This window comes from Chryseobacterium shigense (assembly GCF_014207845.1).
GTDB lineage: Bacteria > Bacteroidota > Bacteroidia > Flavobacteriales > Weeksellaceae > Chryseobacterium > Chryseobacterium shigense_A.
This window is the reverse complement of record NZ_JACHLC010000002.1, coordinates 489,700-514,230: the sequence shown is the minus strand read 5'-3', so window position 1 is coordinate 514,230 and position 24,531 is coordinate 489,700. Positions and strand designations below refer to the sequence as shown.

Sequence of the window (24,531 nt, the reverse complement as noted above, 5' to 3'; positions counted from 1 at the left end):
ATTCTTTTTGCTCTTATCCATTTTGTGATCTCCACCGGTTTTATCTTAATAAAACTCATCAAAAAAGGTGTTTTTCCCGCCTCATAATTAGGTCTTTCCCTCTGTTTTTATACTATTGAATAACAGAACTTTGTCCTGTAAAAATAACCCATGAAGGCCGAACCCGAAAAGCCCAAACAGAGTAGGGACCATTAAAAACTAATAGCAATGAAAAAAGCATTAATAGTAGGAATTAACGACTATGCACCAATAGGATCAGGAGGACCGGACTTAAACGGCTGTGTAAATGACGCCAGAGATATGGCCAATACCCTTGTCATTTGTGGTTTTAGTCCTGCAAAGATTAAAATTCTGACCAATCAGAACGCAACAAGAGCCAACATCTTAAATTACCTGAAATCACTTGTCAACAGCAGTGTAAAAGGAGATTCACTGGTATTTTATTATTCCGGGCACGGAACCAGAGTGGCCAACATCGGAACAGATCTGGAAATAGATGGCCTGGATGAAGCTATCTGCCCTCACGATTATGCGAGTGCCGGGGTGATCAGGGATGATGATTTCAAAGCCGTTTTCAGTAAACTGAAAGCAGGTGTTAATCTGGAAGTTATTTTCGACTGCTGTCATTCTGGAACGGGAACAAGAAAAATGGAGCTCGGACTCGACTTAGAGCTATCATATGAAGCGCCCCGTTTTATTCCGCCTATGCTTGAAGATGAGTTTTATATGACCTATGCAAGCGAAATGCAGGAGCCTAAAAGCTCTAAAAAAGCCATCACCATGACCAAAGCACTGGTTCCTGTTGCGGGAATGAACCATACTTTATGGGCTGCATCCAAAGACAATCAGGTATCTATGGAAGGAAATATGAGTGGCCAGATAAGAGGATATTTCACTTATCATTTCTGTAAAATACTGCGGGCCACCAATGGAAATATCATCAGAAAAACACTTGACAGGCAGATTGCCATAGCACTGGCAGCTATGGGGGCAGCCCAAATTAATCAGACAGAAAGTATCACAGCAGAATTCTCTCAGAAAATATTTTCATAAAACCACTGGCGGAATCCGAAAAGCCATCCAAAGAGTAGGAAAAACTGATAAAAACTAACAATCATGTCTAAACCTGAAAGTAATCAACCAATGACGGCAGAAGAAGTATCAAGACTTAGAACCGTTAAAGCAAAATCAACTGAGAAACCGGCGGATGCCGAAAAACTAACTAGCCAAAGACCAGCCATGGAAACCATTAACGGACGGTCTTTCCCTAAAGGAATGAAATCAATCGGAATGCCTGCCGGTGAAAAAGCCGCAGACGGAAAAGTACTGGAAACCGATCACTTCTATCCTACCTATTCAGATTTTGAATACCAGCCTAAACTGGAAGCAAAAAAAGACCGTAAACCAAAATTCATTGAAAGAGAATCTTTCTTAACCGCAGAAGGGGTAAAAACTATATTCGGTCCTGATCAGAGAAAAGTATATAATTCTACTGCCTACCCGTGGCGATGCGTGGGCAGAGTGGAAAGCGCATTGGGCTCAGGCAGCGGAGTAATGATTGGTCCGAGACATCTTCTTACCTGTGCCCATATTGTAGACTGGCAGCCTAATAACACCACAGGCTGGCTAAAATTCACCCCAATGTACTATAACGGAAGTGCTCCTTACGGAAGTGCATGGGGTACCTTAACTTATTATAAATACAAAGTGGCAGGCCCTACTATTGATTCAACAGAAATTCAATATGATTATGTAGTTATTGTCCTTGACAGACCTATCGGAAACAGTACAGGCTGGCTGGGTGCAAAATCATATTCTGATTCATGGGATGGCGGGGCCTACTGGACACATGCAGGCTATCCCGGGGACCTTACCGGAACGCAGAGGCCAACTTACCAGACTGGTATTGCATTGGACGGAGACTTCTGGAGTGCCGATGATAATGAAAGCATGAGCCATAAAGCAGATATCTGGCCCGGACAAAGTGGCGGCCCATTCTGGGGTTATTGGGATGGAGCCCCTTATGCTGTTGCTACACAAAGTGCCCATAATCCGAGCGAGAATTTTGCGAGTGGCGGCTCAGATCTTGTGAATCTCGTGATAAGAGCGAGAAACGAACATCCTTAACCAATTTTTATACTAATCATGAAGAGCCTGGCTTTTTTGCCAGGCTCTTTTAATGCTTTATTTAAATTGATTGGATAATGAAATCAAAGAATATTTTATATATTTTTATGCCTGATACATTTAAGTATACCATCAATTAAAAAATGAAAAGAATTATTACTCTATTTCTAATATTGCCTATTTTCAATACAATATTTGGGCAGTCAATTGGTTCAAAAGATTCATTAAATCAGGTAAATCTATTCAATAAATTCAAACCTGAATATGAAAAATATGAAAAGCAGCATGGAAAATATATAAAAACCGATAATACAAAAATGCATTATCTGGAATGGGGAAACGATGCCCATCCTACTCTTGTCTGGATCCATGGCACTTATAGTAATGCTTATGAGCTTTATGAAATTATTGACCAGTTAGTTAAGATGAATCTACATGTTGTTGCCATTGATTATTATGGTCATGGAAATACCGCCATTCCCAATAAAGATGTCTCTATTTATCATGTTGCAGATGATATAAAGTTTCTTTTAGATAAAATGAAAATCAGAAAGGCAATCATTGGAGGCTGGTCAAGAGGAGGCAGTATCACCACCGCATTTTATGATACTTATCCAGACATGGTTCAGGCACTCATTCTTGAAGATGGCGGTTCTGTAGCCTGGGATATTCATGCAAAATCATCTGAAATCACAAAAGATATCGAGGAAACAAAACAATATTATAAAAGCAAGAAGACACTTGTATTTGACACTGAATTTGAAGCTTACTGGTATATGTATAATAATTGGGGGATAAAGGGTAAAGAAAATGAAAGCCTGAAGAAAGAAATCTTCACATCATATGCCAGAATTAAAAAAAATGCAACCGGGAAGTATGAAATTAACCCGGGAGCAGAAGAGCTTACAGGAGAGAATACTGCAGAACAGAATATTGCCATTATTTATACTCCATTTACAGCAAAACATAGTTTTGGAGCAACCACACATCAGTTAAATCCTAAAATTATTTACCGTAATCTCAATAAACCCCTGCTTATTTTCGATCCGATCAGTAAAAATGACTGGTTTGATTTTAAAAATGAAAATACTGAACTTGCACAAACTCATCAGCCTTATATTACACACAAGATTTATGAAGAAACCTGGCATGGCGTGAAAGACGAAAAACCCAGTGAGGTTGTGAAAGATATCAAAACATTTCTGACCCAAAATAAACTTATCCCCTGATATTATTATTGAATAACTGGTAAATAAGATTTTAATTTGTATCGACCTACATAGTTTAGGAAACAAACAACACTACAAATATTTTAATACATTTGTTTAAAACATATTCTGAATGAATTTAGAGCAGATCAATTTACATCTGGAGGCTTATAAGGAACACGACCAGATTCTGGATGCCGCGAGATTTTTAATCCATTCCTTCGACCTGGAACATGAAAACTTTGCCGGTTTCGGATTCCGGGAAGAGCTGTCTCCCACTTCTATGCTCCTGACGGCTGAAGGAGTGTTAGGCGGACCACAAACCGTAATGATTCCTAAGAACTTATTTGATTTTGACCTGAGTCTTGTCCTGAATATGGTAGCCCATGAAATGCTCCATGTTCGGCAGAAAGCTCCCGGACAGGTTATTGAAGACAAAAACGAGCGCGAATTTCAGGCCTATTATGAAATGCTTTTTCATAAAGTTTTCCCACAGATTCCGGAAGTTTCGGATCATTATAAAAAATTCTTCGGAGGCCAGGCACTGGAATACTACAGAAGAATGAGCGAAGGATCTGAGCTTCAGAAAAAATATGAAGCAGAAAAAGCAGAAGTAGAACACTTAATCAACTCTTTACCATGATGATAAAACCGGAAATATCCTGGGCTGATTTTGAAAAAATAGACATACGGTGCGGAACAATAGTTTCAGTAGATGATTTTGAAAAAGCAAGAAACCCTTCTTACCAGCTTGAAATAGATTTCGGAGACCTCGGAATAAAAAAATCTTCAGCACAGATTACTTCCCTTTATCAAAAAGATGAACTCATAGGAAAACAGGTAATGGCTGTAGTGAATTTTCCCAAAAAGCAAATCGCTAATTTTTTCAGTGAATGCCTTGTGATGGGAGTTTATGGTGAAGACAAAAAAGACGTCACCCTTTTAACCCCTTCATTGCCTGTAAAAAACGGGATGCCGATAGGATAAAACACAAACACATATGATACAACACATTCCATTAGAAAAAGTTTTATTTATTGATATTGAGACTGTTCCGGGATCGGAATCATGGGACACATTACCTAAAGCCGAACAGAAACTCTGGGACAAGAAAACAAAATTTCAGAGAAAAGAAGACGTTAGTGCCGCAGATTTTTATGAACGTGCCGGCATTATGGCTGAGTTTGGTAAAATCATCTGCATTACCATCGGAATGGTAGAAAAGAATGATACATTAAAAATCAAAAGCTTTTCCGGCCACGATGAGAAAAAAATACTTCAGGAGTTCGGAGAAATTTTTAACAGTCCCAGACTGAATAATGTGATCCTGTGTGCCCACAACGGAAAAGAATTTGATTTTCCCTGGATTGCCAGACGATACCTCATCAACGGAATACAGCCTCCGGTTCCGTTTCAGATGTTTGGGAAAAAGCCCTGGGAAATTCCACATATCGATACTATGGAGCTTTGGAAATTCGGGGATTATAAAAGTTTTGTTTCCCTGGAATTGCTGGCCCATGTCTTCGGAATTCCTACTCCCAAAGATGATATAGACGGCTCAATGGTTTCATCAATCTACTACATAGAGAAAGACTTGCAGCGAATTGTTGACTATTGTGAAAAAGATGTCTTAACTTTGGCAAATGTTTTCCGGCGTATGCGTCAGGAAGATTTGTTGAAAAGGAATATCAATCTAGATTAAAAAATGAAATTTACAGACGATCAAATTGCTGACATTGGTGAGGAAATCATTAAGGTCCTGAAATCCGTATATGACCCTGAAATTCCGGTGGATATTTACGAGTTGGGGCTTGTATATGATGTGCAGATCTCCGATGAAGGTGATGTAAAAATTATCATGACCCTTACTACCCCAAACTGTCCGGTTGCAGAAACGCTTCCTCAGGAGGTGAAAGACAAGGTATCCGAAGTAGAAGGTGTAAAAAGTACAGATTTGGAGCTTACCTTTGAACCAAGCTGGAATAAGGATATGATGAGCGAAGAAGCTAAGTTTGAACTGGGAATGCTTTAAAATTTCCACTGAAATAAATCAGGCTGCCAGTTTTGGCAGCCTTTTATTCTTTATAAACATCTATTCCAAGATCCTAAATCAGGGCTTAACGGTTCAAAATATTTTAAATTTCCTTTGCAACCTCTTTTCCTTCTCTTCTGCTCCACTCACTCCATGAGCCTACATAAAGATCAGGAATCGGGAAGCCAGCATAATCCAGTGCCAGAATAGTATGACAGGCTGTAACACCGGAACCGCAATGGATAATAAGATGCTGAGGTTTATCTTTTAAAAGTTTCGTATACTTTTCTTTTAAGATTTCAGGGTCAAGGAAATTTCCATTTTCATCAAGGTTTTCCGAAAAAGGAATATTGATCGCTCCGGGGATATGTCCGGCTACAAGATCTATCGGCTCGGATTCTCCTCTGTAACGGTAAGCATCTCTTACATCGATTACTGTCGAATTACCGTTTATCAATTCATTTTCAACCACTTCCAGACCTGAAACAGGTAAAAGCCAATGATCTTTTTTTATCAATGCCGCTTTTTCAAATGTTTCTTCTCCCGAAAAAAATTCTATCCCATTCTTTTCTGCTGCCTGGATTCCGCCGTCAAGAACCTGAACCTTATCAAATCCAAAAGATTTCAGCATCCACCATGCCCTGGCTGCAGCATTGGATCCGTTCTTATCATCATACACCACAATATCTGAATCTTCTGTAATTCCAAGATCTGAAAGTGTTTCCGCAAATTTTCCAACAGAAGGAAGCGGATGCCTTCCTCCAAAGGCGGCATTTTCTCCTATTTCTGCAAGATGTGTATCCAGATCAATGAATCTCGCTCCTTTAATGTGCTTTTCCAGATAGTTCTGCTTTGCTTCTTTTCCGGTTCTTGCATCTAAAATGATTATGTTTTCCGAAATTTCAATATTCTTTGTAAATGGACTGGTTTTCATAGTGGATAATTATAAATTTTGAAGTAAAAATTATTTTTCTGAGAAATATTTTTGCATAAATTTACGCATTTAAAAACACAATCATGAATTCCAGCCCTGAGCTACCCAAAAAATCAAAGAAAAAATGGGTGATTATATCTATATCCCTAGTCATTCTTCTTTTAATTGCATTTTCATTTTTATATAACTGGCAGCGTTATTTTGCTGAAGATGAAACCATGCAGGCCGATGCATACGCTACTCCTATTATTGCTATTGAGAATTTTGAATACCTGAAAACAATAACTTTCAAAGTGAGAGAATATGATGAAATTCCTGATGAATACAAGAGGGGAATTGTTCAGACATTCATCAACAATAAGTTTTATGAACCTGAAGATGTATCTGAAAAGTTTCACCTGACGAATATTAAAGACAGGGCAAAAAAGGTATTTACCTTTGGCAATTTTACCGGACAAAGTGAAGAAAATAAACCGGACCTTGCATTTTTAGTGGAAAATGAAGACTCAAGCAGCAGCATTCTGTTCATTATATCCAGTACCGGAGACCTTCTTTTCAAGAAAAGATATGATGGTGAATTGCCCGTTATCAATTCTTTTGAAAAGGGCAGCAAAATTTTCATGGACTCATCTGAATTACAGCCTTCCCCTGAAGACGGGCTGATTATCAAGTTCAAATATCAGAAAAATGCTCTTGTCTATGATACAAGAACTAAAAATTTTGAAGAACTTCATCAATACACAGCAGAGGAACTCAACGACATGAAAAACCCGCATTATGATGAGGAAGATGCTTCAGATGCAGAAAATGATTCTATACAGTAAAGCTAAAACGGCTTTATTTTAAAAGTGAAAGATATCTTTTGCCTTGTTGTAGGAGCTTTCAAAGTTCAGCAGATTCAGTTTATGATCTACCTTTTCAACGCTCATAAAATTAATCACCTGTTCTGTAGGCATATTTCCTACCAGGTCATCTTTTGCCATAGGACATCCGCCAATTCCTTTGATCGCACTATCGAATCTTCTGCAGCCTTGATCATAAGCAGCCTTAAGTTTTGAATAGGAATCTTCATATCGGTTATGGAAGTGTCCTCCAAAATTGATTTCAGGATATTTTGACGGAATTTTTTCGAATAAAAGCGCGATAGTTTCCGGTGTTGCAACGCCTGTAGTATCAGAAAGTAGGATGTCTTTAATGCCTATTTCTGAAAATCTTTTCGCCCAGAAATCTACATCTTCCCATTTCCACATTTCGCCGTAAGGATTACCAAAGGCCATAGAAAAATAGATATTCAGCTGTTTTCCTTCACTTTTAACCAGCTCGAGCATTTTGAGAATCTCGTCAAAAGCTTCTTCCTGATTCTTGTTGGTATTCCTGTGCTGGAATGTTTCTGAAATAGAAAACGGAAATCCTAAAATATCAACCGACTGGTGCTTTAATGCTTTTTCCGCCCCTCTGTAATTCCCGATGATTGCTGAAACTTTTGTTCCGGATAAAGATTTATCAATATTTTCAGCCACCTCATCGGAATCAGCCATCTGTGGAATTGCTTTCGGGGAAACAAAACTCAGGCAGTCCAATACATCAAACCCGACTTCCATCAGTGAGTTGATATAATCTATTTTTTTACCGGTAGGGATAAATTCTCCCCAACCCTGCATGGCATCTCTGGGACATTCTGTTAGAAACATTTTTACTTTTTGATTTTCTCAAATATAATAAAACTATACTATTCTGTACAGGCTTTATACAAAGCTAATATTATTTTGATTTTCAATAATTTATATCTCATTTAAAATTTCGATAACTTATATGTATACCCTGATAAGCTGTCCTGTACATCAATTCTGAGATTTTGCAACTCAGAATATGATAAAAAAGTCTATAATGGCTCCACTCATCAATATATATTTTTCCTATTGAATGATACATGCTGCAACTGTGGCATTGGAGGTTTCATCTACCAAAATGGCCGATCCTGTTTTTTTATTGCTTACAAAATCATCAAACACCAGAGGCTGCGCGGTTTTTATTGTTACTTTCGCAATTTCATTAAGCTTTATTCCATCTTCTGTAGGTTCTTTTTCCAGTGTATTTACGTTGATTTTGTAATCTACCTGTTTTACTATGGCTTTTAGCTGTCTGCTGTGATGTTGCAGAATATATTTATTCCCAGGCTGAAGCCCTTTCTGGTCAAGCCAGCACAACAAAACTTCAATTTCTTTTTCAACGTTCGGAAGTTCTTCTGCCGATGTAAAGAAATCTCCTCTGCTGATGTCTATATCCTCTTTAACCTGAATCAGGACCGGTTGTCCTTCAAAAGCTTCCTGAACTTCAGCACCATTCACTTCTATAGATGTAATTTCTGTTATAATTTCAGCGGGAAGAATGGCAATTTTACTTCCTTTCTGAAAACTTCCGCTTATCACCTGCCCGGCATAACCACGGTAATCATGTAATTCTTCGGTCTGCGGACGGATCACATACTGTACCTGGAAACGGCTTCCAATGTTCTGTTCCTGATCCAGCTGTACTTCCTCAAGGTATTCCAGAAGGGAACTGCCTCTGTACCAATTTGTAGCAGATGATAAGGAAACAATATTATCTCCTTTCAATGCGGAAATCGGGAAATAGGTTACTTCATTCAGCTCCAGTTCTTGAGCAATTTTGGAATAGTCTGCTTTGATGGTTTCAAAAACATCTTCTGAATAATCTACCATATCCATTTTGTTGATGGCAACAGCTATTTTTTTCAGCTTAAGCAATGAAGCTATGATGGAGTGCCTTCTCGTCTGTTCAATAACTCCCTTTCGGGCATCGATAAGAATAATCATCAGGTCTGAATTGGAAGCTCCGGTGATCATGTTCCTGGTATACTGTACGTGTCCCGGAGCATCTGCAATGATAAATTTTCTTTTTGATGTAGAAAAGTATCGGTAAGCCACATCTATGGTAATTCCCTGCTCCCGTTCAGCACGAAGCCCGTCTGTTAAAAGAGCCAGGTCCACGCCGTCTTCATTTTTATTTTTAGAATGTTTCTCAAGCACTTCCAGCTGATCCTGCAAAATGCTTTTGCTATCGTAAAGCAGTCTTCCGATGAGGGTACTTTTCCCGTCATCTACACTTCCTGCTGTTATTAATCTTAATATATCCACACTTTTTTAGTTTAATGATAAATATGCGTAATAAGTAATTGATAATGAGTAATATTGATAGAAGTTTTTATTTCCAACACAGCATTATTGCTCATTACTCATTGCTGATTACTTATTAAAAATAGCCTCCTTTTTTCCGGTCTTCCATAGCTGCTTCTGTAACGCGGTCATCAATTCTGGTTTCTCCCCTTTCTGAGATTCTGGTGGCTACAATTTCTTCAATTACTTTGTCTACTGTAGCGGCTTCAGATTCTACGGCAGCGGTACAGGTCATATCTCCTACTGTGCGGTAGCGTATTCTTTTGGTTGTTATAGTTTCATTGTCTTCCAGTACGGCAAATTCTGAATTCGCAATCCACTGTCCGTTGAGGTCTACCACTTCTCTTTCATGCGAAAAATAGATGGATGGCAGCTCTATCTTCTCTTTCCGGATGTAGTTCCAGACATCGAGTTCTGTCCAGTTGCTTATAGGAAATACTCTTACATTTTCTCCTTTGTGGATCTTTCCGTTGAAAATATTCCAAAGCTCAGGACGTTGCAGTTTTGGGTCCCATTGTCCGAATTCATCCCTTACGGAAAAAATTCTTTCTTTTGCACGGGCCTTTTCTTCGTCTCTTCTTGCTCCGCCTATGCATGCATCAAATTCGAATTCTTCAATGGTATCAAGCAGTGTAAAGGTCTGCAGCCAGTTACGGCTTGGGAATTTTCCTTTCGGTTCCGTCAGTTTTCGCTGACGAATGGTATCTTCCACTTTTCTTACTACAAGATCTACATTCAGTTTTGAAGTCAGCTGGTCTCTGAAATTTAGAACTTCCGGAAAATTATGCCCGGTATCTACATGAACAAATATGAAAGGAATTTTTCCGTGGGGAAATGCTTTTGCTGCAAGGTGAGCCAGAACAATACTGTCTTTTCCTCCGCTGAACAATAAGGCCGGACGGTCAAACTGCCCTGCTACTTCCCTTAAAATATAAATGGATTCTGATTCCAGCTGATCTAAATAATTTAAATGATATAATGACATATTGGTATTTCTTTATTGATGAACATGTAATCCGCATTCTTTTTTATCCGCGTCTTCCCACCACCAGCGGCCTGCCCTGAAATCTTCCCCTTCTTTGATTGCTCTGGTACAGGGTTCACAACCTATGCTTACAAATCCTTTTTTATGAAGGTAATTGTATGGAAGCTGATGGTTCTGAACATATTCCGCAACCTGCTGAGTGGTCCAGTGAAGGATCGGATGAAATTTAATGACCTGATGATCCGGGTCCCATTCCAACTGAGGCATTTGTCCCCTGCCTGCCGAATGTTCCGAGCGTAATCCCGTGATCCAGACTTTATATCCCTGAAGAGCCTGTTTTAATGGCTGAACTTTCCGGATATTACAGCATGCTTTTCTTTTTTCTACGGATTGATAGAAAGAATCCGGACCGTTTTCCGAAACGAATTCCTGTAACGCTTCAGGATCGGGATAATAGGCTTTGATATTTTTTTTGAAGAAAGCTCTGGATGAGGCCCAGGTTTCATAGGTCTGCTCGAAAAGCCTTCCTGTATCCAGAGTGAAAATATCAATATTCAGGTTTTTTACCAGATGAGTTACGACCTGATCTTCATAGCTGAAGCTGGTAGAAAAGATCACTTCACCGGAAAACCTGTTGGCAAGATTTTCCAGAAAATCGGGTTCAAAAGTACCTGAAGAGGCCTTTCCCAACAGATTTTCGAATTCTATTTCCAGCGTATTTTCCATTTTGAGTTGAAATTAATTCCTGCAAATATATATAAATCCTATTTATCCTACCAAATTACTAGGATATAAGATATAAAAAAAATCAGCTGTTTTTTATGAAGGAAGTAAGGGTAGCTTCCATCATGCTCTTTCTTGTTTTTTCTCTTACAATAATAAGCTCATTTCTAAGATAACAGGTTTCTTCGTCTAAACAATCATCGCAGGGTTCATAGAAATTCAATGAAATACAGGGAGTTAAGGCAATCGGTCCTTCAAAAATACGGTAGATGTCCGCCAGTGAAATTTCATCAGGCGACTTCAGAAGATAATATCCTCCTGCGTTTCCCTGTTTGCTGTTAACCAGTTTGGCTCTCTTCAGCTCAAGAAGAATCTGTTCTAAAAATTTTTTGGAAATATTCTCATCCTGTGCAATAATATTGGTTGACAAAAATCCCTGATTGTAGTTTCTTGCCAGCCTAACCATTGCTTTCAAAGCATATTTGCAACGTTTGGACATCATAATTGATGCAAGTTATAACAATTTATCCGATTAACGAAATTGCTTCACCGGATAAAAAAATGAATCTAAATTACCCTTTGAAAATGCGTTTAAAATTCAAATTTGAAAAATTTACATTGTATATTTGTTGAAATTTAAAATTGATGAGTGCAATAGAATTTAACCAGATGTGGAAAGAGAAATTACTGAACCGTTTTCTCGCCTATGTAAAGATATATTCAACCAGCGATGCAGAAAGTGAAACAACACCTTCTACTCCCCGCCAATGGGATATTGCAAAATATATTACCGAAGAGTTGAAGACAATAGGCCTGGAAGATGTTTCTATTGATGACAACGGTTACATTATGGGATATGTACCTTCTAATTTAGATAATAATGACAGACCTACAATTGGTTTTATCTCACATTATGATACTTCCCCGGATTTCAGTGGTGAAAATGTAAAACCGCAGGTTTGGGAAAATTATGACGGAAATGATCTTGTTCTGAACAAGGCTACAGGATTCACTCTTTCTCCCTCAAAATTTGAAAGTTTAAAGAAATATATTGGACAAACCCTGATCACTACTGACGGAAATACACTTCTGGGGGCAGATGACAAAGCAGGATGCGCAGAAATTGTAACAGCAGCCGAATATCTTATAGCCAACCCGGAAATCAAGCACGGAAGGATTGCCGTAGGTTTTACCCCTGATGAAGAGATTGGAAGAGGTGCTCATAAATTTGATGTTGCCAAATTCGGTGCTGAATGGGCTTACACTATGGATGGTGGAGAAGTTGGCGAGCTGGAATACGAGAATTTCAATGCCGCAGGAGCTGTAGTAAAAATCCACGGGCTAAGTGTTCATCCGGGTTATGCGTATGGAAAAATGATCAATGCGGCACTTCTGGCAACTGAATTTGCCCAAATGCTTCCTGCCAATGAAACACCGGCAACTACAAAAGGTTTTGACGGGTTCTATCATCTAATGGACATTAATGCTGATATTTCTGAGGCTAAACTTCAATATATCATCCGTGACCATGATGCTGATAAATTTGAGGCAAGGAAGAAGTTCATGGAGGAAAAAATAGCTGAATTCAACCAAAAACATGGCGAAGGCACTGCTGAAGTGGAAATTAAGGAGCAGTACAGAAATATGAAGCAGCAGTTTGAAGGCAAAATGCATATTGTAGATCTTGCTGCAAAAGCGATGAAAGAAGCTGGTATTGAGCCGAAAATCAAAGCGATAAGAGGAGGAACAGACGGTGCACAGCTGTCTTATATGGGACTTCCTTGTCCTAATATTTTTGCCGGGGGAATCAATTTCCACGGGCCATACGAGTATGTAGCGCTGGAAAGCATGGAAAAAGCAGCTGAAGTCATTATTAATATCGTAAAAGCTTAATACGGATGAAAAGACTTTCAGCATTAGCATTTATATTGATTTTTAGTATCAGCAACGCACAGGTCTCTGAATTTCAGAAAGCGGATTCTAAGTATGAAAGAAAGATCAAATCTTTATACAAGAAGTATCCTAAACCTAATGATGAAAGAACGAAGCAGGAGTGGCTGCTTACTGAAGAAAAAATTTCAGCCTATCAAAATGCACTGGAAAAAATAGCTGAGGAGGAAAAGAAAATGGTAACTGATGTTCCGCCTCCGATAACCCCGAAGATCACCAAAGAAGCTGAGTATGCAACCGGAAAAGCTACGTTTCAAACACTTTTAAATGAAGCAGTTGACCTTTCTTTTTTAAATTTTGCGGTTAATCCTTATAAGATCAATTTAAAATTTACTTTAGACTCTAAAGGAAATGTATACAATGCGAAAGTAAAAGGTAATAATGAAGCGGTCAATACATTCATAGAAGCTGCTTTCTACAGAATTAAGGATAAGGGGAAATGGAAACCTGCTGAATCTAATGGAAGGCCGGTTTTATCCGTGGTTAATCTTCCTTTACAAATGAATTTTAGTAAATAAATAGTAAACCGTTGTGAGAGCAGCGGTTTTTTTTGACCTTTTAATACAAAGTTCAATTTTCACCACAAATATTTTAAAATTGCAAAAGAGGAATTAATCCTTGATTAAGCGGTGTGCTAACTAATTATTTGATTATCAATTATTTTCTATACTCTTCTTCTTAAATAAATTCCGATCATTTTTTTGATTCATTTTCTGGTTTTGGCATATAATATTTCCCTTCAGGATGAAAATATTTTTTATTATATTTACTTAAACATCAGATCATTAACTTTAGAAAATCAATTTTATGAAAAAAATCAAGAAAATTTCAAGAAAAGAACTGTCATTGATTCTTGGCGGAGGCAGTGGAGGCTGTCATATGAACGGTGATTCCGCCTATTGCTGGACAGACTGCGAATGTACATTCGGAAAGGCCTGCGAGATGGCTGATGACGGAAATCCGGGAACCTGCATTGCAGTAGGTGGCGGAAACCCCGGTGGTGGCGGAGGCGGATGTAATCCTCCTTCCAATTGTGAAGAGCAGCCTTATTGATATAGCTAACAAAAACCACAGCATTCCTGCTGTGGTTTTTCACAATATTCAAAATTAGTATAATTTTATCCATTCTGCTGATTGCCTAAAAAAGCATCCCAGCCTTGAGCTGTAAGAGGAACCAACTGATTAGAACCTCTTGCTACCATGTAATTTCCTTCTTCATGTTCTACAGCGTGTCCAATAATGGTAAAATCCGGATGATTTTTAATCTTATCAAAATCATTAGGTGAAATCGTAAACAGAAGCTCATAATCTTCACCTCCGCTCAATGCAGTCATTACAGGATTAAGATTCATTTCGTCCGCTGTGGAAATGGTAAGACTGTCCATTGGTATTTTCTCCTCATACAGCCTGAATCCTGTTTTCGACTGGTCAGAAAGATGAAGGATCTCTGAAGCCAGGCCATCAGAAATATCGATCATGGATGTAGGTTGGATATCCAGTTCTTTCAGAATGCCTTTAACATCTGTTCTGGCTTCCGGTTTCAGCTGTCTTTCCAGAATATAGTCGTACCCTTCCATTTCCGGCTGCATATTTGGGTCTGCAAGGAAAACAGCGTGCTCTCTTTCAAGGATCTGAAGTCCCATGTAGGCGCCACCAAGATCACCGCTTACCACCAGAAGATCGTTGGGCTTGGCACCGCTTCTTTTTACAATATTCTCTTCATTCTCAATTCCTATCGCAGTAATGCTCATTACCAGACCAGAGTTGGAGCTTGTAGTATCTCCACCTATAAGATCTACTTTATATCTTCCACAGGCAGCCTGGATACCGGAATAAATTTCTTCCAAAGCTTCCACCGGAAAACGGTTGGAAACTGCCAGAGAAATAAGAATTTGCGTTGGAACAGCATTCATCGCAGCAATATCGCTAAGATTCACCACTACTGCTTTGTATCCTAAATGTTTTAAGGGGACATAACCTAAATTAAAATGGACTCCCTCTGCAAGAACATCCGTAGTAACGACCACTTTTTTACTTCCGGGATTAATAACTGCCGCATCATCTCCCACTCCCAGTTCCGAAGATTCGTTAGACAGGGGGAAATTTTCTGTTAAATGCTTTATAAGGCCGAATTCTCCTAATTTGGAAATCGGGGTCAGTTCCTGTGATTTATCTTCAAACATAATTTTTTGTATTAATGCCTAATGCAAATGTATGTATAACATTAAGCTTTGAGCTTTGAATTAATTAAATTCTGCCGGATCCACATTATTCGGCTGGAAAGGAAGTTTTTTGAAATCTTCCTTGCTCATCACCACTGTTTCCGGGCTTTTGTATTTATTCATGGCTTCTACCACATCGTCCGGCGGAGTTGTCATTTTTCTCAGCATCATATCGATCCACACTCCTGTAGCTTCTGCTGTAGCACAGTGAACCCCATCCGGTGTGTAAAACTTATGCACGAATCTGTAGATGGAAGAATCTTCCGAGCAGCCATCAATCTCCAGGCTTACGATAACCGTCTGGTCCGCATAAATCTCTTTGAAGAAAGAATATCTTTCATGTAGGATCACGGGGCCAATTCCCCATCTGCTTAGCTGGGTAACTCCCATTTTTTCTTTGGTCATAAAAGCCATTCTGGACTGAGCACAATACTGTACGTATGATGAATTGGCTAAGTGCTTGTTCGCATCAAGGTCACTCCAGCGTACTTCGAATTTATGGTAAAAAATCATGTAAAAGTCGTTTTTAGTATGATTAAATTATAATCTTCAAAATTACTCAAATAAGATGGTTTATAAAAATTGTACTTTTGAAAAAATAATCTTCAGCATAGGATTACCCATACATGAAACAGATCATCATTATCGGAGGCGGTGCGGCAGGCTTTTTCTGCGCATCGAATATTGACGAAAAAAAATATAATATTACCATCCTGGAACAGAACTCGGATGTACTTCAGAAAGTGAAAATTTCCGGAGGCGGGCGCTGCAATGTGACCCATGCCTGCTTTGATCCCAGAGAACTGGTACAGTTTTACCCGAGAGGCAATAAGGAATTACTGAGTGTTTTCACTAAATTTCAACCGGGAGATACTATGGAATGGTTTGACCAACGTAATGTTCCATTGAAAATTGAGAATGATAACAGGGTATTCCCCGAAAGCAATTCTTCACAGACCATTATCAATACTTTACTGAATGAAATTCAGAATAAAAAAGCAGAGGTCAAAACGAAATGTTCCGTTAAGGAAGTTGTAAAACAGGGTGAAAAGTATGTGGTAAAAACGAGTTTGGGCGATTTCCAGGCAGATTATGTTGTTTATACCACCGGAAGTTCTCCAAAGTCACTGAAAATTGTTGAAAATCTGGGCCATAAAATCATTGATCTTGTTCCGTCACTTTTTACATTCAATATTAAAGACGAACTGCTCAAAGATCTGGCAGGAACCAGTTTTGAAAATGCTGAAATTTCAATTCCGAAATTAAAAACAGAGGAAAACGGACCTTTGCTTATTACCCATTGGGGCCTTTCAGGGCCAGCTGTTTTGAAGATTTCAGCCTGGGAAGCCATAAGCCTTGCAAAAGCGAAATATAATTTTGAAATTGAGGTGAACTTTATCTCAAAATCCATAGAGGATGCCGAGCAGGCTTTCCAGAACTTTAAACAATTGAACCCGAAAAAGACTATCGGACAGTCGAAAATCTTTGAAATTACCAACAGGTTCTGGCAGAAGATATTGGATGTTTCACAAATTGATCTGAATAAGCAGATCTCCAATATTTCAGGAAAGGAAATGCAGAAGATCCTTGAAAATCTATGCAGAAAGAAATTGAATGTAACAGGTAAGTCTACTTTTAAAGACGAGTTTGTAACCGCCGGAGGTATTGATTTAAAGGAAATTAACTTCAAAAACATGTCTTCGAAATTGCTTCCTAATTTTTATATTGCCGGTGAGGTTTTAAATATAGACGCCGTAACAGGAGGTTTCAATTTTCAGGCATGCTGGAGTGAAGGATGGCTCATTGCACAACATTTAAATAACTTATCATGATGAAAAAAACATTACTACTAATTTTACTTTTAGGACTTCAGCTTGCCTTTTCTCAGACATTACAAAAAGAAGAGTCACAGATACAAACAGATTCAGCCTCAGGTATTCAAAAACTTAGTGACACAATGGTTTCTGCTGAGTTTCCTGGTGGATTATCAGCCCTGAGAAATCATATTGGTAATGAGTTTAAGACGTCTAATCTTAAAGGCACAGGAATATTTAAGTCTGTAACCAAATTTTTGATTCTTCCCGATGGAAGTATGAGTGCTATTTCTACAACAGGAAATAGTCCTGCTATGAATCAAGAAATGACCCGGGTTATGAGAACAATTAAAAAGAAATGGAAGCCAGCAACCCGCAATGGGCAACCAGTTGAATCAACGTTTCGAATGCCCATGACTATAAGCATGGATTAGATAAATGCTTACAACTAAAAAACATATTTCTATTTTATTAAAAACCCTTCTAATTGCCGGGTTCGGATATTTCTTTTGGTTAATGCTTAAAATTACACTGGAATATATTCCTTTTAACCCAAATGTAAGTTTCCTGATGATCAAACAGACGGAAGTTGTGGAAAGACCGGAATATCTTACCTTTTTCTATACACATGTATATACGAGTATTTTTGTTCTGCTTTCCGGATTTCTGGCTATTCTCAGGAAAGATTTCGGCTTAAAAAATTTTCACAGGAATATGGGTAAGGTTTATATTTTTTTAATCCTGATCCTTGCCGCACCTTCCGGAATTTATATGGGATTTTTTGCCAATGGTGGTTTTCTGTCAAAAATTTCATTTGTTATTCTGGGCTCTTTATGGTGGTTTTCTACATATAAAGCATACCAGGCTGCCAGACAAAAAAAGTTTAAGGAACACAAGCAATGGATGTGGAGAAGCTTTGCCCTTACAATATCTGCCCTCACTTTAAGAATTTGGAAGGTAATTATTGTATATTTATTCCACCCGAATCCTATGGACGTTTACCAGATTATTGCATGGCTGGGCTGGATTCCCAATATCCTTTTGATTGAATATTTAATTACAAAAAAACATATATGAAAATTCTAAATTACACCCTTGCTTCTTTACTCGCAGTTTCCCTGTTGAGTTGTAAAAAAGATGGAAAAATAAGCGAAACAGGAAAGGATTCTGTGGTTGCAAAAAAGGATTCTGTGGCTGTTCCTGAAATTTATAAGGAATATTACGGGATTTACATGGGAAATTTTGCAGGAAAAGAAAAGATTACAGCTGAAGATGGTGAGGAATATGAGGATTATGTCAATAAGAGAATTTCTCTGAAGATCAACAGGATAACCAAAGACAGTGTTTACGGACAAAGTATTGTTAATGGTAACCAGCGTCCGTTCAGAGGTATTTTCAATGAAAGTACAAAGTCTTTTGTGCTGGATGAACCTGGAAATGATAAAACAGATGGCAGGTTTGAAATAAAATTAAATGGTGACAGCATCACCGGAAAATGGAATGCTTTTAACAAAACAGCAGTAAAATCACCTTTAAAAACCATTAAGCTTTCAAAAAAGGAGTTCGTATATAACCCGAATTTTATGCTGGATAAGGATTCTGACCTGGTAGACTGGTCTAATCCAAAAGATTTTGTAGAAAAATATACGGATGAAGAAACCGGAAAAACCGAAAGCTATACTACCTCTAAAAACAGAGTGGCTTCCGAGGCTATTTTCAGCCTGAATGCTTCCAAACAGAAATTAACTGAAAAGGAATTGAAGAATTTAAGGAAATTAGACCTTGAAATTATTAAGAATTCTGTTTTCGCAAGGCACGGCTATTCTTTCAAAAAAGAAACCTACAGGTATTTCTTTGAACAAACTGACTGGTATATCCCCGTTGCCAATAATGTAGATAAGGATCTTACCCCAATGGAAAAAGAAAATGTGGCTTTGCTTAACCGCTTTATCCAATATGCGGAAGATAAGTATGACAGTTTCGGAAGGTAATTTTTATAGTATGAAAAAGTATCTGGTTTTTATTCTGATATTCTGGGTTGCAGCTGTTGCCGCCCAGAAAGATTCCGATGTAGTTCCTGCGGTAAAGCCATCAGTCTATGCTGAATCTGCACCAACTAAATCTGCTGAATTTCCCGGTGGACATCAGGCTTTTGTTGCCGCAATTTTAAAGAATTTCCGGACTTCTCCATTGGTAAAAGCCGGGGTCATGAGTGCCAGGGCTGTTGCTAGTTTTATTGTAGATACGGATGGAAATATGGTGAACATTAAAATAGAATCCTATGAATCTGAAATGGTAAAAGATGAATTTCTGAGAGCTCTGAAAATGATAAAAACCCCATGGGTTCCTGCAGAACAGGATGGTAAAAGGGTCAGAAATGTAATGAGGCAGCCTTTGGTATTTAATCTGCAATAGTCTGCTGATGTTTCGAAGGCTTCAGCTTTACCCAAAGAAAAAGCAGTAAGCATCCTGCCGCATAACACAGAATATCTATCCAGGAAAAAGAATTTCCGATTACAATATACATCAGGCTTCCAGAACGGAATCCCAGTTTTTCTGCAATGGTGAAATATTGTGCAAATTCCACAATACATGAAAAGAAAAGAATCCCCAAAATAAGTTTTTCATTATTTATTTTTACAAAGCTTTTAACAAATGTGTATAGGAGCATCACAACTATAACATCACCAAGATAGGCCCTTACAAGGAAAATATGCGCCAGTTTTGTAGCAATTAAAACTTCTATCAGGAAAATAATAATTGTAAGAATAAGGTATTTCAGGCTGAATTGTAATTTCATTTCTAATGTATGTTTTGGCTAAAGCCTTTTGAGGATTGGTTATTGTTTGTTTAAGCGGGCTAAAGCCCGCTCCTATTGAATCAGCATTAAGGTCATAAAAAATCGGTATTCAGAGAACACCGATTTTATGTAAACCATGAAGCAAATATATTATTTCTTTGCTTTTATTGTGCAACCTATTGCTACTGTTTTTGTCATGCTTACCGGATTTCCTTTAATCAGTGCATTTACCGCATCCTGAACATAGTATTCAGAGACATCCTTAGGATTTTCGTAGTTATTGTCGATAGCGCCGATATATTTTACGATATTCTTTCCATTTTCTTTCTGCAGAACAAAAACATGGGGAGTTTTAGTAGCTCCGTAAAGCGGGTATATCTTTTGCCCTTCATCTACCAGGTACGGAAAAGTAAAGCTTTTTTGCCTGGCTCTTTCTATCATCTTGCTGTAACCGTCTTCCGGCTGTACATTCGGGTCATTGGGGTTAATGGCAATCACCGGGTAACCCTGCTCTTTAAATGTTTTATCCAGCTCCACGATCCTGTCTTCATATTTTTTGGCATAGGGGCAATGGTTGCAGGTGAAAACTACTATAAATCCTTTTGCAGATTTAAAATCGCTTAAAGACACCATTTTCCCGTCTATATTCTTCAGTTTAAAATCAGCCGCTTCATCTCCTATTTCATAGCCTTTTACGGGAGTTTTTGAATTGATTTCTGGAGAATTGTTTTTCTCATGATCCGGCGTTGTAAAGCTTAACAGTCCCAATCCTGCAATGAATACTGCCATTAAAATTTTCAGATTTTTCATATGATATTTTTTATTTTAAATGTTCGGTGATGGTCTTTTCAAGGTCTTCCTTACTCATTTCGCCATCGTTAAAATGTACTTTTTCACCGTTTTTATAAAAAATGGTCACCGGAATATTCCCGTCCCAGTTTTTTTCAAATTTTGGAATCCAGGTATTCATTCTTTTAATATCGTCTAGTAGAATGACCTCAGCGGTAAGATTTTTATTTTTGATAAATTTAATGACGCGTTCTTTATCTACCAGCCTGTCCAGTGAAACAAGGATCATTTTGAATTTCGGGTTGTCTTTGTATTTGTTGTTAACTTCCATAAAGTGAGGCAGTTCTTTTACGCATGGAGCACAGGTTGTAGCCCAGAAATTCACTACCAGCAGCTTATCATTTTCTTTTTGTATTCTTTTTTCAAGCTCTTCATATTTCACGGAAGCAACTTCTGCCTGCTGTGCTTTCACTGTTAACAGGCAAATAAAAAGAGCAAATATGCTTAACAAATTCTTCATGCTTAAAGGTAGCAAATGCTTTCCTTTTCTTTAAGAATCAATCTGTTAAACTTTGTTAATGGGATTGGAATTTTCATTAATATTTTATCACTTTTAATTGAATTATATGAAATAAAATGTAAATTAGCCTACAACCAAATTAAAATTATTATGAAAAAATTAAATTTTCAGAAAAAAAGACTTTCAAAAAAGGAATTGAAAGAGATTAAGGGAGCAAGGCCTGTCTGCCCAAGAGTAATAAGCTGTATTGACCCTGACAGCGGAGTAGAATTATACGGTGTTACCGGTGTTCAGGATGGATACTGCTGTTAAAACGTGATGATCAATATTAAACCAGAATTGTATGAAAAATTCAAACATCAAAAAGCTCAGTAAAAAAGAACTGAAAGAGATCAACGGAGGAGCTGCCTGCACGGAAGGACCATGCAAACTCAGAGGAGTGGGCAGTCATTTTATGATTATCGGCCCGAGAGGTAAAGACGGATACTGCTGCTAGTTTTTGCAGTACGATATACATATGAATGACCGGAAATTATCCGGTCATTTTTTATGCAATTATATATTGATTTAAAGGTAAAGCTACCCTCCTATCATTTTTTTTATCGAATTCAACTTCATTAAAGCTTCAATGGGGGTGAGCGTATTAATATCTATTTTCGTAAGCTCTTCACGGATATTCTCTAAAACAGGATCATCCAGCTGGAAAAAAGAGAGCTGCATATTTTCTTCGGTTACCCTTTTAATACTTTCGGAAGTATTTGTAGTTTGTGAGCGGCTTGCTTCAAGGGTCTTCAGAATTTCATTAGCCCTGTTGACTACTTTGGCAGGCATTCCCGCCAGCTTGGCCACATGGATACCGAAACTGTGCTCGCTTCCTCCCGGAATAAGCTTTCTTAAGAAGATGATATTCCCTTTATTCTCCTGGATGGAAACATGGAAATTCTTTACCCTTTCAAAATTTACAGTCATTTCATTCAGCTCGTGGTAATGGGTTGCAAAGAGCGTTTTTGCCTGTGTAGGATGCTGGTGAAGGTATTCTGCGATAGCCCAAGCAATGGAAACCCCATCATAGGTGGATGTTCCACGGCCTATTTCATCCAGAAGGATAAGGCTGCGGTCCGAAATATTATTAAGAATATTAGCTGCTTCATTCATTTCCACCATGAAAGTAGATTCTCCGGCAGAAATATTGTCGGTTGCCCCTACTCTTGTGAAGATTTTATCCAGCACTCCGATTTCGGCATGTTTCGCAGGCACGAAACTTCCTATCTGGGCTAAAAGACATACAATAGCCGTCTGACGCAGAATTGCGGATTTACCGGCCATGTTCGGTCCGGTAACCATAATAATCTGCTGGGAATCTTTATCTAAAAAGATATCGTTTGGAATATACTTTTCTCCCAAAGGAAGGGCATTTTCAATAATCGGGTGTCTTGCTTCTTTAAGATCAATGGCATAACCTTCGTTAAGAACAGGCTTTGTATAACTCTCAGAAACAGCAAGTTCAGATAACCCTACCGCTACATCAAGCTGTGCAATGATATTGGAATTTCCCTGGATCTGATCCATATACACCATTGTTTCGGAGCATACATTTCGGTACAGCTCATTTTCCAGCACACTGATCTTTTCTTCTGCGCCTAAGATCTGGTTTTCGTATTCTTTCAGCTCCTCGGTGATATAACGTTCTGCATTCACCAATGTCTGCTTTCTCAACCAGTCAGCCGGAACTTTGTCTTTATGGGTATTTCTCACTTCTATATAATATCCGAAAACATTATTGAAATCTATTTTAAGGCTTGATATACCTGTTCTTTCTATTTCTCTCTGGCACATTTCATCCAGGAAGCCACGGCCTTTGCTTTGAAGCCCTCTCAGCCTGTCAAGCTCTTCCGAGATGCTTTCTCTGATAATATTTCCTTTGGAAAGGTTTACAGGAAGTTCTTCATTAAGGTGATTCTGTAAAAATTTAATCAGCTCTTCCATATCAAACAATGGCTCCAGCCATGCCAGAACATCAGCATGCGGGTGGAGTAATCCCTTGATATGATGAATATTGATAAGACTCTGACGAAGATAACCCAATTCTTTTGGTGATATTTTTTCTGCGGCCAGTTTTCCCATCAGTCTGTCCAGATCGGAGATGGATTTCAGCAGCTGGCAGATTTCATATTTCAACTGGTCGTTTTCATTCAGGAAATCAATAAGGGAAAGCCTTCTCATGATCTCATTCACTGATTTTAAAGGAAGAATGATCCTTCTTCTCAACAATCTTCCGCCCATCGGGGTAGATGTTTTATCAATGATATCCAGCAGCGATTTTCCCTGTGGATTGCTTGGGTAAACAATTTCAAGATTCCGTAGGGTAAAGTTATCCATCATCAGATAATCTTCCTGTGGAATGATCTGAAGTTTTGTAATATGGGCAAGAAGGTTATGATGGGTATCTTCCACAAGATAAGCGAAAATAGCGCCTGCAGCCGTAATGGCAAGCGGAAGATTTTCAACTCCGAAACCTTTTAAAGAGTTCGTTTTAAAGTGGGATGTCAGTTTTTCATAGGCAAAATTATACTGGAAAGCCCAGTCTTCAAGCTTAAAAGCACTTTTGTTTTTTAACTGTTCCGGCAGCTGAACGCTTCTCTGAAAAATAATTTCGCTTGGATCAAAAGTATTGACAATATGCAGCAATTTTTCCAGGTTTCCTTCACTTACCAGAAACTCTCCGGTAGAAACATCTACCAGCGCAATTCCGTATTTTTCCTTTTCTTTATGCAGGGAAAGGAGGAAGTTGTTCTTTTTTGAATTTAATACCTGATCATTAAAGGTAACTCCGGGCGTCACAAGCTCGGTAACTCCTCGTTTTACAATTCCTTTGACCATTTTCGGGTCTTCCAGCTGATCGCAGATAGCCACTCTCATCCCAGCCCTTACCAGTTTTGGAAGATAAGAATCTACCGAGTGGTGCGGAAATCCTGCCAGCTCTATATGCCCATCCCCATTGGCTCTTTTGGTAAGAACAATACCTAAAATCTGGGAGGTTCTCACTGCATCCTGCCCGAACGTTTCATAAAAGTCACCAACCCTGAACAACAATAATGCATCAGGGTATTTTGCCTTGATGGTATTATATTGCGTCATTAATGGGGTTTCTTTCTTCGCTGCTTTTGCCATAATAAAAAATGAGCCCCAAATTTAAATAAAATAAATTCAGGGATTGAAATTCGTGAACAATT

At 38.4% G+C, this 24,531-nt stretch carries 30 protein-coding genes; 18 read left to right on the top strand and 12 right to left on the bottom strand.

Annotated elements, in window-relative coordinates; translation table 11 throughout:
• The first annotated feature begins 207 nt into the window (after nucleotides 1-207).
• The 7 genes from HNP36_RS12230 to HNP36_RS12200 all read left to right on the top strand — a co-directional run bounded on the left by HNP36_RS12230 (nucleotide 208) and on the right by HNP36_RS12200 (nucleotide 5,367).
• Nucleotides 208-1,053, top strand: coding sequence for a caspase domain-containing protein (locus HNP36_RS12230; RefSeq protein ID WP_184163757.1), 846 nt, complete (start codon nucleotides 208-210; stop codon nucleotides 1,051-1,053).
• A gap of 63 nt (nucleotides 1,054-1,116) precedes the next feature.
• A complete protein-coding gene (locus tag HNP36_RS12225) occupies nucleotides 1,117-2,127 on the top strand; it encodes a trypsin-like serine peptidase (protein WP_184163754.1) in 1,011 nt (336 codons plus the stop codon).
• A 143-nt stretch (nucleotides 2,128-2,270) separates the two neighbouring features.
• The gene (locus HNP36_RS12220; RefSeq protein ID WP_184163751.1) at nucleotides 2,271-3,356 is read left to right on the top strand and encodes an alpha/beta fold hydrolase; all 1,086 of its coding nucleotides are present in this window, start codon (nucleotides 2,271-2,273) and stop codon (nucleotides 3,354-3,356) included.
• Nucleotides 3,357-3,468: 112 nt separating this feature from the next.
• Nucleotides 3,469-3,978 (top strand): hypothetical protein, encoded by a 510-nt coding sequence (locus HNP36_RS12215; protein WP_184163748.1) that lies wholly within the window; start codon nucleotides 3,469-3,471, stop codon nucleotides 3,976-3,978.
• Complete coding sequence (locus tag HNP36_RS12210; protein ID WP_184163746.1) at nucleotides 3,975-4,322, top strand: tRNA-binding protein; 348 nt, start codon at nucleotides 3,975-3,977, stop codon at nucleotides 4,320-4,322. The genes HNP36_RS12215 and HNP36_RS12210 overlap by 4 nt, the downstream gene beginning before the upstream one ends.
• A 13-nt stretch (nucleotides 4,323-4,335) precedes the next feature.
• Nucleotides 4,336-5,037 carry a 3'-5' exonuclease gene (locus HNP36_RS12205; protein ID WP_184163743.1) on the top strand — a complete coding sequence of 234 codons (702 nt, stop codon included), beginning with the start codon at nucleotides 4,336-4,338 and terminating at the stop codon, nucleotides 5,035-5,037.
• 3 nt (nucleotides 5,038-5,040) lie between these two features.
• Nucleotides 5,041-5,367, top strand: coding sequence for an SUF system Fe-S cluster assembly protein (locus HNP36_RS12200; protein WP_184163740.1), 327 nt, complete (start codon nucleotides 5,041-5,043; stop codon nucleotides 5,365-5,367).
• Between the two features lie 103 nt (nucleotides 5,368-5,470).
• Here the strand turns inward: HNP36_RS12200 and HNP36_RS12195 are convergent, their stop codons facing one another.
• Nucleotides 5,471-6,301, bottom strand: coding sequence for a sulfurtransferase (locus tag HNP36_RS12195; protein WP_184163736.1), 831 nt, complete (start codon nucleotides 6,299-6,301; stop codon nucleotides 5,471-5,473).
• An 83-nt stretch (nucleotides 6,302-6,384) separates the two neighbouring features.
• On the opposite strand from HNP36_RS12195, the gene HNP36_RS12190 reads away from it, so the two are divergent.
• The gene (locus HNP36_RS12190; RefSeq protein WP_184163733.1) at nucleotides 6,385-7,125 is read left to right on the top strand and encodes a hypothetical protein; all 741 of its coding nucleotides are present in this window, start codon (nucleotides 6,385-6,387) and stop codon (nucleotides 7,123-7,125) included.
• An 18-nt stretch (nucleotides 7,126-7,143) separates the two neighbouring features.
• Here the strand turns inward: HNP36_RS12190 and HNP36_RS12185 are convergent, their stop codons facing one another.
• The 5 genes from HNP36_RS12185 to HNP36_RS12165 all read right to left on the bottom strand — a co-directional run bounded on the left by HNP36_RS12185 (nucleotide 7,144) and on the right by HNP36_RS12165 (nucleotide 11,705).
• The gene (locus HNP36_RS12185) at nucleotides 7,144-7,992 is read right to left on the bottom strand and encodes a hydroxymethylglutaryl-CoA lyase (protein ID WP_184163730.1); all 849 of its coding nucleotides are present in this window, start codon (nucleotides 7,990-7,992) and stop codon (nucleotides 7,144-7,146) included.
• Between the two features lie 225 nt (nucleotides 7,993-8,217).
• Complete coding sequence (locus HNP36_RS12180) at nucleotides 8,218-9,456, bottom strand: sulfate adenylyltransferase subunit 1 (RefSeq protein WP_184163727.1); 1,239 nt, start codon at nucleotides 9,454-9,456, stop codon at nucleotides 8,218-8,220.
• A 115-nt stretch (nucleotides 9,457-9,571) separates the two neighbouring features.
• A complete protein-coding gene (gene cysD, locus HNP36_RS12175) occupies nucleotides 9,572-10,480 on the bottom strand; it encodes a sulfate adenylyltransferase subunit CysD (RefSeq protein ID WP_184163724.1) in 909 nt (302 codons plus the stop codon).
• Nucleotides 10,481-10,492: 12 nt separating this feature from the next.
• A complete protein-coding gene (locus HNP36_RS12170) occupies nucleotides 10,493-11,206 on the bottom strand; it encodes a phosphoadenylyl-sulfate reductase (protein ID WP_184163720.1) in 714 nt (237 codons plus the stop codon).
• 82 nt (nucleotides 11,207-11,288) lie between these two features.
• On the bottom strand, nucleotides 11,289-11,705 hold the full coding sequence (locus tag HNP36_RS12165) for an RrF2 family transcriptional regulator (protein WP_184163717.1): 417 nt from the start codon (nucleotides 11,703-11,705) through the stop codon (nucleotides 11,289-11,291).
• Nucleotides 11,706-11,848: 143 nt separating this feature from the next.
• On the opposite strand from HNP36_RS12165, the gene pepT reads away from it, so the two are divergent.
• The 3 genes from pepT (at nucleotide 11,849) to HNP36_RS12150 (ending at nucleotide 14,206) form a co-directional block, all read left to right on the top strand.
• On the top strand, nucleotides 11,849-13,096 hold the full coding sequence (pepT, locus tag HNP36_RS12160; RefSeq protein ID WP_184163714.1) for a peptidase T: 1,248 nt from the start codon (nucleotides 11,849-11,851) through the stop codon (nucleotides 13,094-13,096).
• A 5-nt stretch (nucleotides 13,097-13,101) separates the two neighbouring features.
• Entirely contained in the window at nucleotides 13,102-13,671 is a 570-nt protein-coding gene (locus HNP36_RS12155; RefSeq protein ID WP_184163711.1) for a hypothetical protein, read from the top strand.
• A 289-nt stretch (nucleotides 13,672-13,960) separates the two neighbouring features.
• Nucleotides 13,961-14,206: a hypothetical protein gene (locus HNP36_RS12150; RefSeq protein ID WP_184163708.1), complete on the top strand. Its 246-nt coding sequence runs from the start codon at nucleotides 13,961-13,963 to the stop codon at nucleotides 14,204-14,206.
• A 65-nt stretch (nucleotides 14,207-14,271) separates the two neighbouring features.
• On the opposite strand, the gene thiL is transcribed toward HNP36_RS12150, so the two are convergent.
• Together thiL and HNP36_RS12140 are read right to left on the bottom strand one after the other, a co-directional pair.
• Complete coding sequence (gene thiL, locus HNP36_RS12145) at nucleotides 14,272-15,336, bottom strand: thiamine-phosphate kinase (protein ID WP_184163705.1); 1,065 nt, start codon at nucleotides 15,334-15,336, stop codon at nucleotides 14,272-14,274.
• 60 nt (nucleotides 15,337-15,396) lie between these two features.
• The gene (locus tag HNP36_RS12140; protein WP_184163702.1) at nucleotides 15,397-15,888 is read right to left on the bottom strand and encodes an acyl-CoA thioesterase; all 492 of its coding nucleotides are present in this window, start codon (nucleotides 15,886-15,888) and stop codon (nucleotides 15,397-15,399) included.
• Between the two features lie 113 nt (nucleotides 15,889-16,001).
• Here HNP36_RS12140 and HNP36_RS12135 point away from each other — a divergent pair, with 113 nt between their 5' ends.
• Genes HNP36_RS12135 through HNP36_RS12115 form a run of 5 tightly spaced genes read left to right on the top strand, consistent with a single transcriptional unit; the run spans nucleotide 16,002 to nucleotide 19,604 of the window.
• Nucleotides 16,002-17,207 carry an NAD(P)/FAD-dependent oxidoreductase gene (locus HNP36_RS12135; RefSeq protein ID WP_184163699.1) on the top strand — a complete coding sequence of 402 codons (1,206 nt, stop codon included), beginning with the start codon at nucleotides 16,002-16,004 and terminating at the stop codon, nucleotides 17,205-17,207.
• Nucleotides 17,204-17,623 carry an energy transducer TonB gene (locus tag HNP36_RS12130; RefSeq protein ID WP_184163696.1) on the top strand — a complete coding sequence of 140 codons (420 nt, stop codon included), beginning with the start codon at nucleotides 17,204-17,206 and terminating at the stop codon, nucleotides 17,621-17,623. Before HNP36_RS12135 ends, HNP36_RS12130 begins: the two co-directional genes overlap by 4 nt.
• A gap of 4 nt (nucleotides 17,624-17,627) precedes the next feature.
• Nucleotides 17,628-18,266 carry a DUF2306 domain-containing protein gene (locus HNP36_RS12125; protein WP_184163692.1) on the top strand — a complete coding sequence of 213 codons (639 nt, stop codon included), beginning with the start codon at nucleotides 17,628-17,630 and terminating at the stop codon, nucleotides 18,264-18,266.
• Nucleotides 18,263-19,180 (top strand): YARHG domain-containing protein, encoded by a 918-nt coding sequence (locus tag HNP36_RS12120; protein WP_184163689.1) that lies wholly within the window; start codon nucleotides 18,263-18,265, stop codon nucleotides 19,178-19,180. The genes HNP36_RS12125 and HNP36_RS12120 overlap by 4 nt, the downstream gene beginning before the upstream one ends.
• Nucleotides 19,181-19,190: 10 nt before the next feature.
• A complete protein-coding gene (locus tag HNP36_RS12115) occupies nucleotides 19,191-19,604 on the top strand; it encodes a hypothetical protein (protein WP_184163686.1) in 414 nt (137 codons plus the stop codon).
• Here the strand turns inward: HNP36_RS12115 and HNP36_RS12110 are convergent.
• The 3 genes from HNP36_RS12110 to HNP36_RS12100 all read right to left on the bottom strand — a co-directional run bounded on the left by HNP36_RS12110 (nucleotide 19,591) and on the right by HNP36_RS12100 (nucleotide 21,298).
• Complete coding sequence (locus tag HNP36_RS12110) at nucleotides 19,591-19,989, bottom strand: DUF2809 domain-containing protein (protein ID WP_184163683.1); 399 nt, start codon at nucleotides 19,987-19,989, stop codon at nucleotides 19,591-19,593. The two genes, HNP36_RS12115 and HNP36_RS12110, sit on opposite strands and share 14 nt — an antisense overlap.
• Nucleotides 19,990-20,139: 150 nt before the next feature.
• Nucleotides 20,140-20,799: a thioredoxin family protein gene (locus HNP36_RS12105; RefSeq protein WP_184163680.1), complete on the bottom strand. Its 660-nt coding sequence runs from the start codon at nucleotides 20,797-20,799 to the stop codon at nucleotides 20,140-20,142.
• A 10-nt stretch (nucleotides 20,800-20,809) separates the two neighbouring features.
• Nucleotides 20,810-21,298, bottom strand: a complete 489-nt coding sequence (locus HNP36_RS12100) for a TlpA family protein disulfide reductase (RefSeq protein WP_184163678.1) — start codon at nucleotides 21,296-21,298, stop codon at nucleotides 20,810-20,812.
• A gap of 15 nt (nucleotides 21,299-21,313) precedes the next feature.
• Here HNP36_RS12100 and HNP36_RS12095 point away from each other — a divergent pair, with 15 nt between their 5' ends.
• Both HNP36_RS12095 and HNP36_RS12090 read left to right on the top strand, forming a co-directional pair.
• Nucleotides 21,314-21,610 carry a hypothetical protein gene (locus HNP36_RS12095; RefSeq protein ID WP_184163675.1) on the top strand — a complete coding sequence of 99 codons (297 nt, stop codon included), beginning with the start codon at nucleotides 21,314-21,316 and terminating at the stop codon, nucleotides 21,608-21,610.
• Between the two features lie 31 nt (nucleotides 21,611-21,641).
• Complete coding sequence (locus HNP36_RS12090; RefSeq protein WP_184163672.1) at nucleotides 21,642-21,794, top strand: bacteriocin-like protein; 153 nt, start codon at nucleotides 21,642-21,644, stop codon at nucleotides 21,792-21,794.
• An 83-nt stretch (nucleotides 21,795-21,877) separates the two neighbouring features.
• Here the strand turns inward: HNP36_RS12090 and mutS are convergent, their stop codons facing one another.
• A complete protein-coding gene (mutS, locus tag HNP36_RS12085) occupies nucleotides 21,878-24,469 on the bottom strand; it encodes a DNA mismatch repair protein MutS (protein ID WP_184163669.1) in 2,592 nt (863 codons plus the stop codon).
• Between the last annotated feature and the right edge of the window lie 62 nt (nucleotides 24,470-24,531).

Excerpts from the sequence above, each read along its gene's own strand:
- HNP36_RS12140 (WP_184163702.1), bottom strand. The coding sequence starts at position 15,888 with ATGATTTTTTACCATAAATTCGAAGTACGCTGGAGTGACCTTGATGCG.
- HNP36_RS12090 (WP_184163672.1), top strand. The coding sequence starts at position 21,642 with ATGAAAAATTCAAACATCAAAAAGCTCAGTAAAAAAGAACTGAAAGAG.
- HNP36_RS12190 (WP_184163733.1), top strand. The coding sequence starts at position 6,385 with ATGAATTCCAGCCCTGAGCTACCCAAAAAATCAAAGAAAAAATGGGTG.
- HNP36_RS12220 (WP_184163751.1), top strand. The coding sequence starts at position 2,271 with ATGAAAAGAATTATTACTCTATTTCTAATATTGCCTATTTTCAATACA.
- HNP36_RS12125 (WP_184163692.1), top strand. The coding sequence starts at position 17,628 with ATGCTTACAACTAAAAAACATATTTCTATTTTATTAAAAACCCTTCTA.
- HNP36_RS12135 (WP_184163699.1), top strand. The coding sequence starts at position 16,002 with ATGAAACAGATCATCATTATCGGAGGCGGTGCGGCAGGCTTTTTCTGC.
- HNP36_RS12210 (WP_184163746.1), top strand. The coding sequence starts at position 3,975 with ATGATGATAAAACCGGAAATATCCTGGGCTGATTTTGAAAAAATAGAC.
- HNP36_RS12110 (WP_184163683.1), bottom strand. The coding sequence starts at position 19,989 with ATGAAATTACAATTCAGCCTGAAATACCTTATTCTTACAATTATTATT.
- HNP36_RS12095 (WP_184163675.1), top strand. The coding sequence starts at position 21,314 with ATGCTTTCCTTTTCTTTAAGAATCAATCTGTTAAACTTTGTTAATGGG.
- HNP36_RS12195 (WP_184163736.1), bottom strand. The coding sequence starts at position 6,301 with ATGAAAACCAGTCCATTTACAAAGAATATTGAAATTTCGGAAAACATA.
- HNP36_RS12115 (WP_184163686.1), top strand. The coding sequence starts at position 19,191 with ATGAAAAAGTATCTGGTTTTTATTCTGATATTCTGGGTTGCAGCTGTT.
- HNP36_RS12225 (WP_184163754.1), top strand. The coding sequence starts at position 1,117 with ATGTCTAAACCTGAAAGTAATCAACCAATGACGGCAGAAGAAGTATCA.
- HNP36_RS12150 (WP_184163708.1), top strand. The coding sequence starts at position 13,961 with ATGAAAAAAATCAAGAAAATTTCAAGAAAAGAACTGTCATTGATTCTT.
- HNP36_RS12105 (WP_184163680.1), bottom strand. The coding sequence starts at position 20,799 with ATGAAAAATCTGAAAATTTTAATGGCAGTATTCATTGCAGGATTGGGA.
- HNP36_RS12155 (WP_184163711.1), top strand. The coding sequence starts at position 13,102 with ATGAAAAGACTTTCAGCATTAGCATTTATATTGATTTTTAGTATCAGC.
- HNP36_RS12215 (WP_184163748.1), top strand. The coding sequence starts at position 3,469 with ATGAATTTAGAGCAGATCAATTTACATCTGGAGGCTTATAAGGAACAC.
- HNP36_RS12165 (WP_184163717.1), bottom strand. The coding sequence starts at position 11,705 with ATGATGTCCAAACGTTGCAAATATGCTTTGAAAGCAATGGTTAGGCTG.
- HNP36_RS12120 (WP_184163689.1), top strand. The coding sequence starts at position 18,263 with ATGAAAATTCTAAATTACACCCTTGCTTCTTTACTCGCAGTTTCCCTG.
- HNP36_RS12170 (WP_184163720.1), bottom strand. The coding sequence starts at position 11,206 with ATGGAAAATACGCTGGAAATAGAATTCGAAAATCTGTTGGGAAAGGCC.
- mutS (WP_184163669.1), bottom strand. The coding sequence starts at position 24,469 with ATGGCAAAAGCAGCGAAGAAAGAAACCCCATTAATGACGCAATATAAT.
- HNP36_RS12205 (WP_184163743.1), top strand. The coding sequence starts at position 4,336 with ATGATACAACACATTCCATTAGAAAAAGTTTTATTTATTGATATTGAG.
- HNP36_RS12130 (WP_184163696.1), top strand. The coding sequence starts at position 17,204 with ATGATGAAAAAAACATTACTACTAATTTTACTTTTAGGACTTCAGCTT.
- pepT (WP_184163714.1), top strand. The coding sequence starts at position 11,849 with ATGAGTGCAATAGAATTTAACCAGATGTGGAAAGAGAAATTACTGAAC.
- cysD (WP_184163724.1), bottom strand. The coding sequence starts at position 10,480 with ATGTCATTATATCATTTAAATTATTTAGATCAGCTGGAATCAGAATCC.
- HNP36_RS12185 (WP_184163730.1), bottom strand. The coding sequence starts at position 7,992 with ATGTTTCTAACAGAATGTCCCAGAGATGCCATGCAGGGTTGGGGAGAA.
- HNP36_RS12200 (WP_184163740.1), top strand. The coding sequence starts at position 5,041 with ATGAAATTTACAGACGATCAAATTGCTGACATTGGTGAGGAAATCATT.
- HNP36_RS12230 (WP_184163757.1), top strand. The coding sequence starts at position 208 with ATGAAAAAAGCATTAATAGTAGGAATTAACGACTATGCACCAATAGGA.
- thiL (WP_184163705.1), bottom strand. The coding sequence starts at position 15,336 with ATGTTTGAAGATAAATCACAGGAACTGACCCCGATTTCCAAATTAGGA.
- HNP36_RS12100 (WP_184163678.1), bottom strand. The coding sequence starts at position 21,298 with ATGAAGAATTTGTTAAGCATATTTGCTCTTTTTATTTGCCTGTTAACA.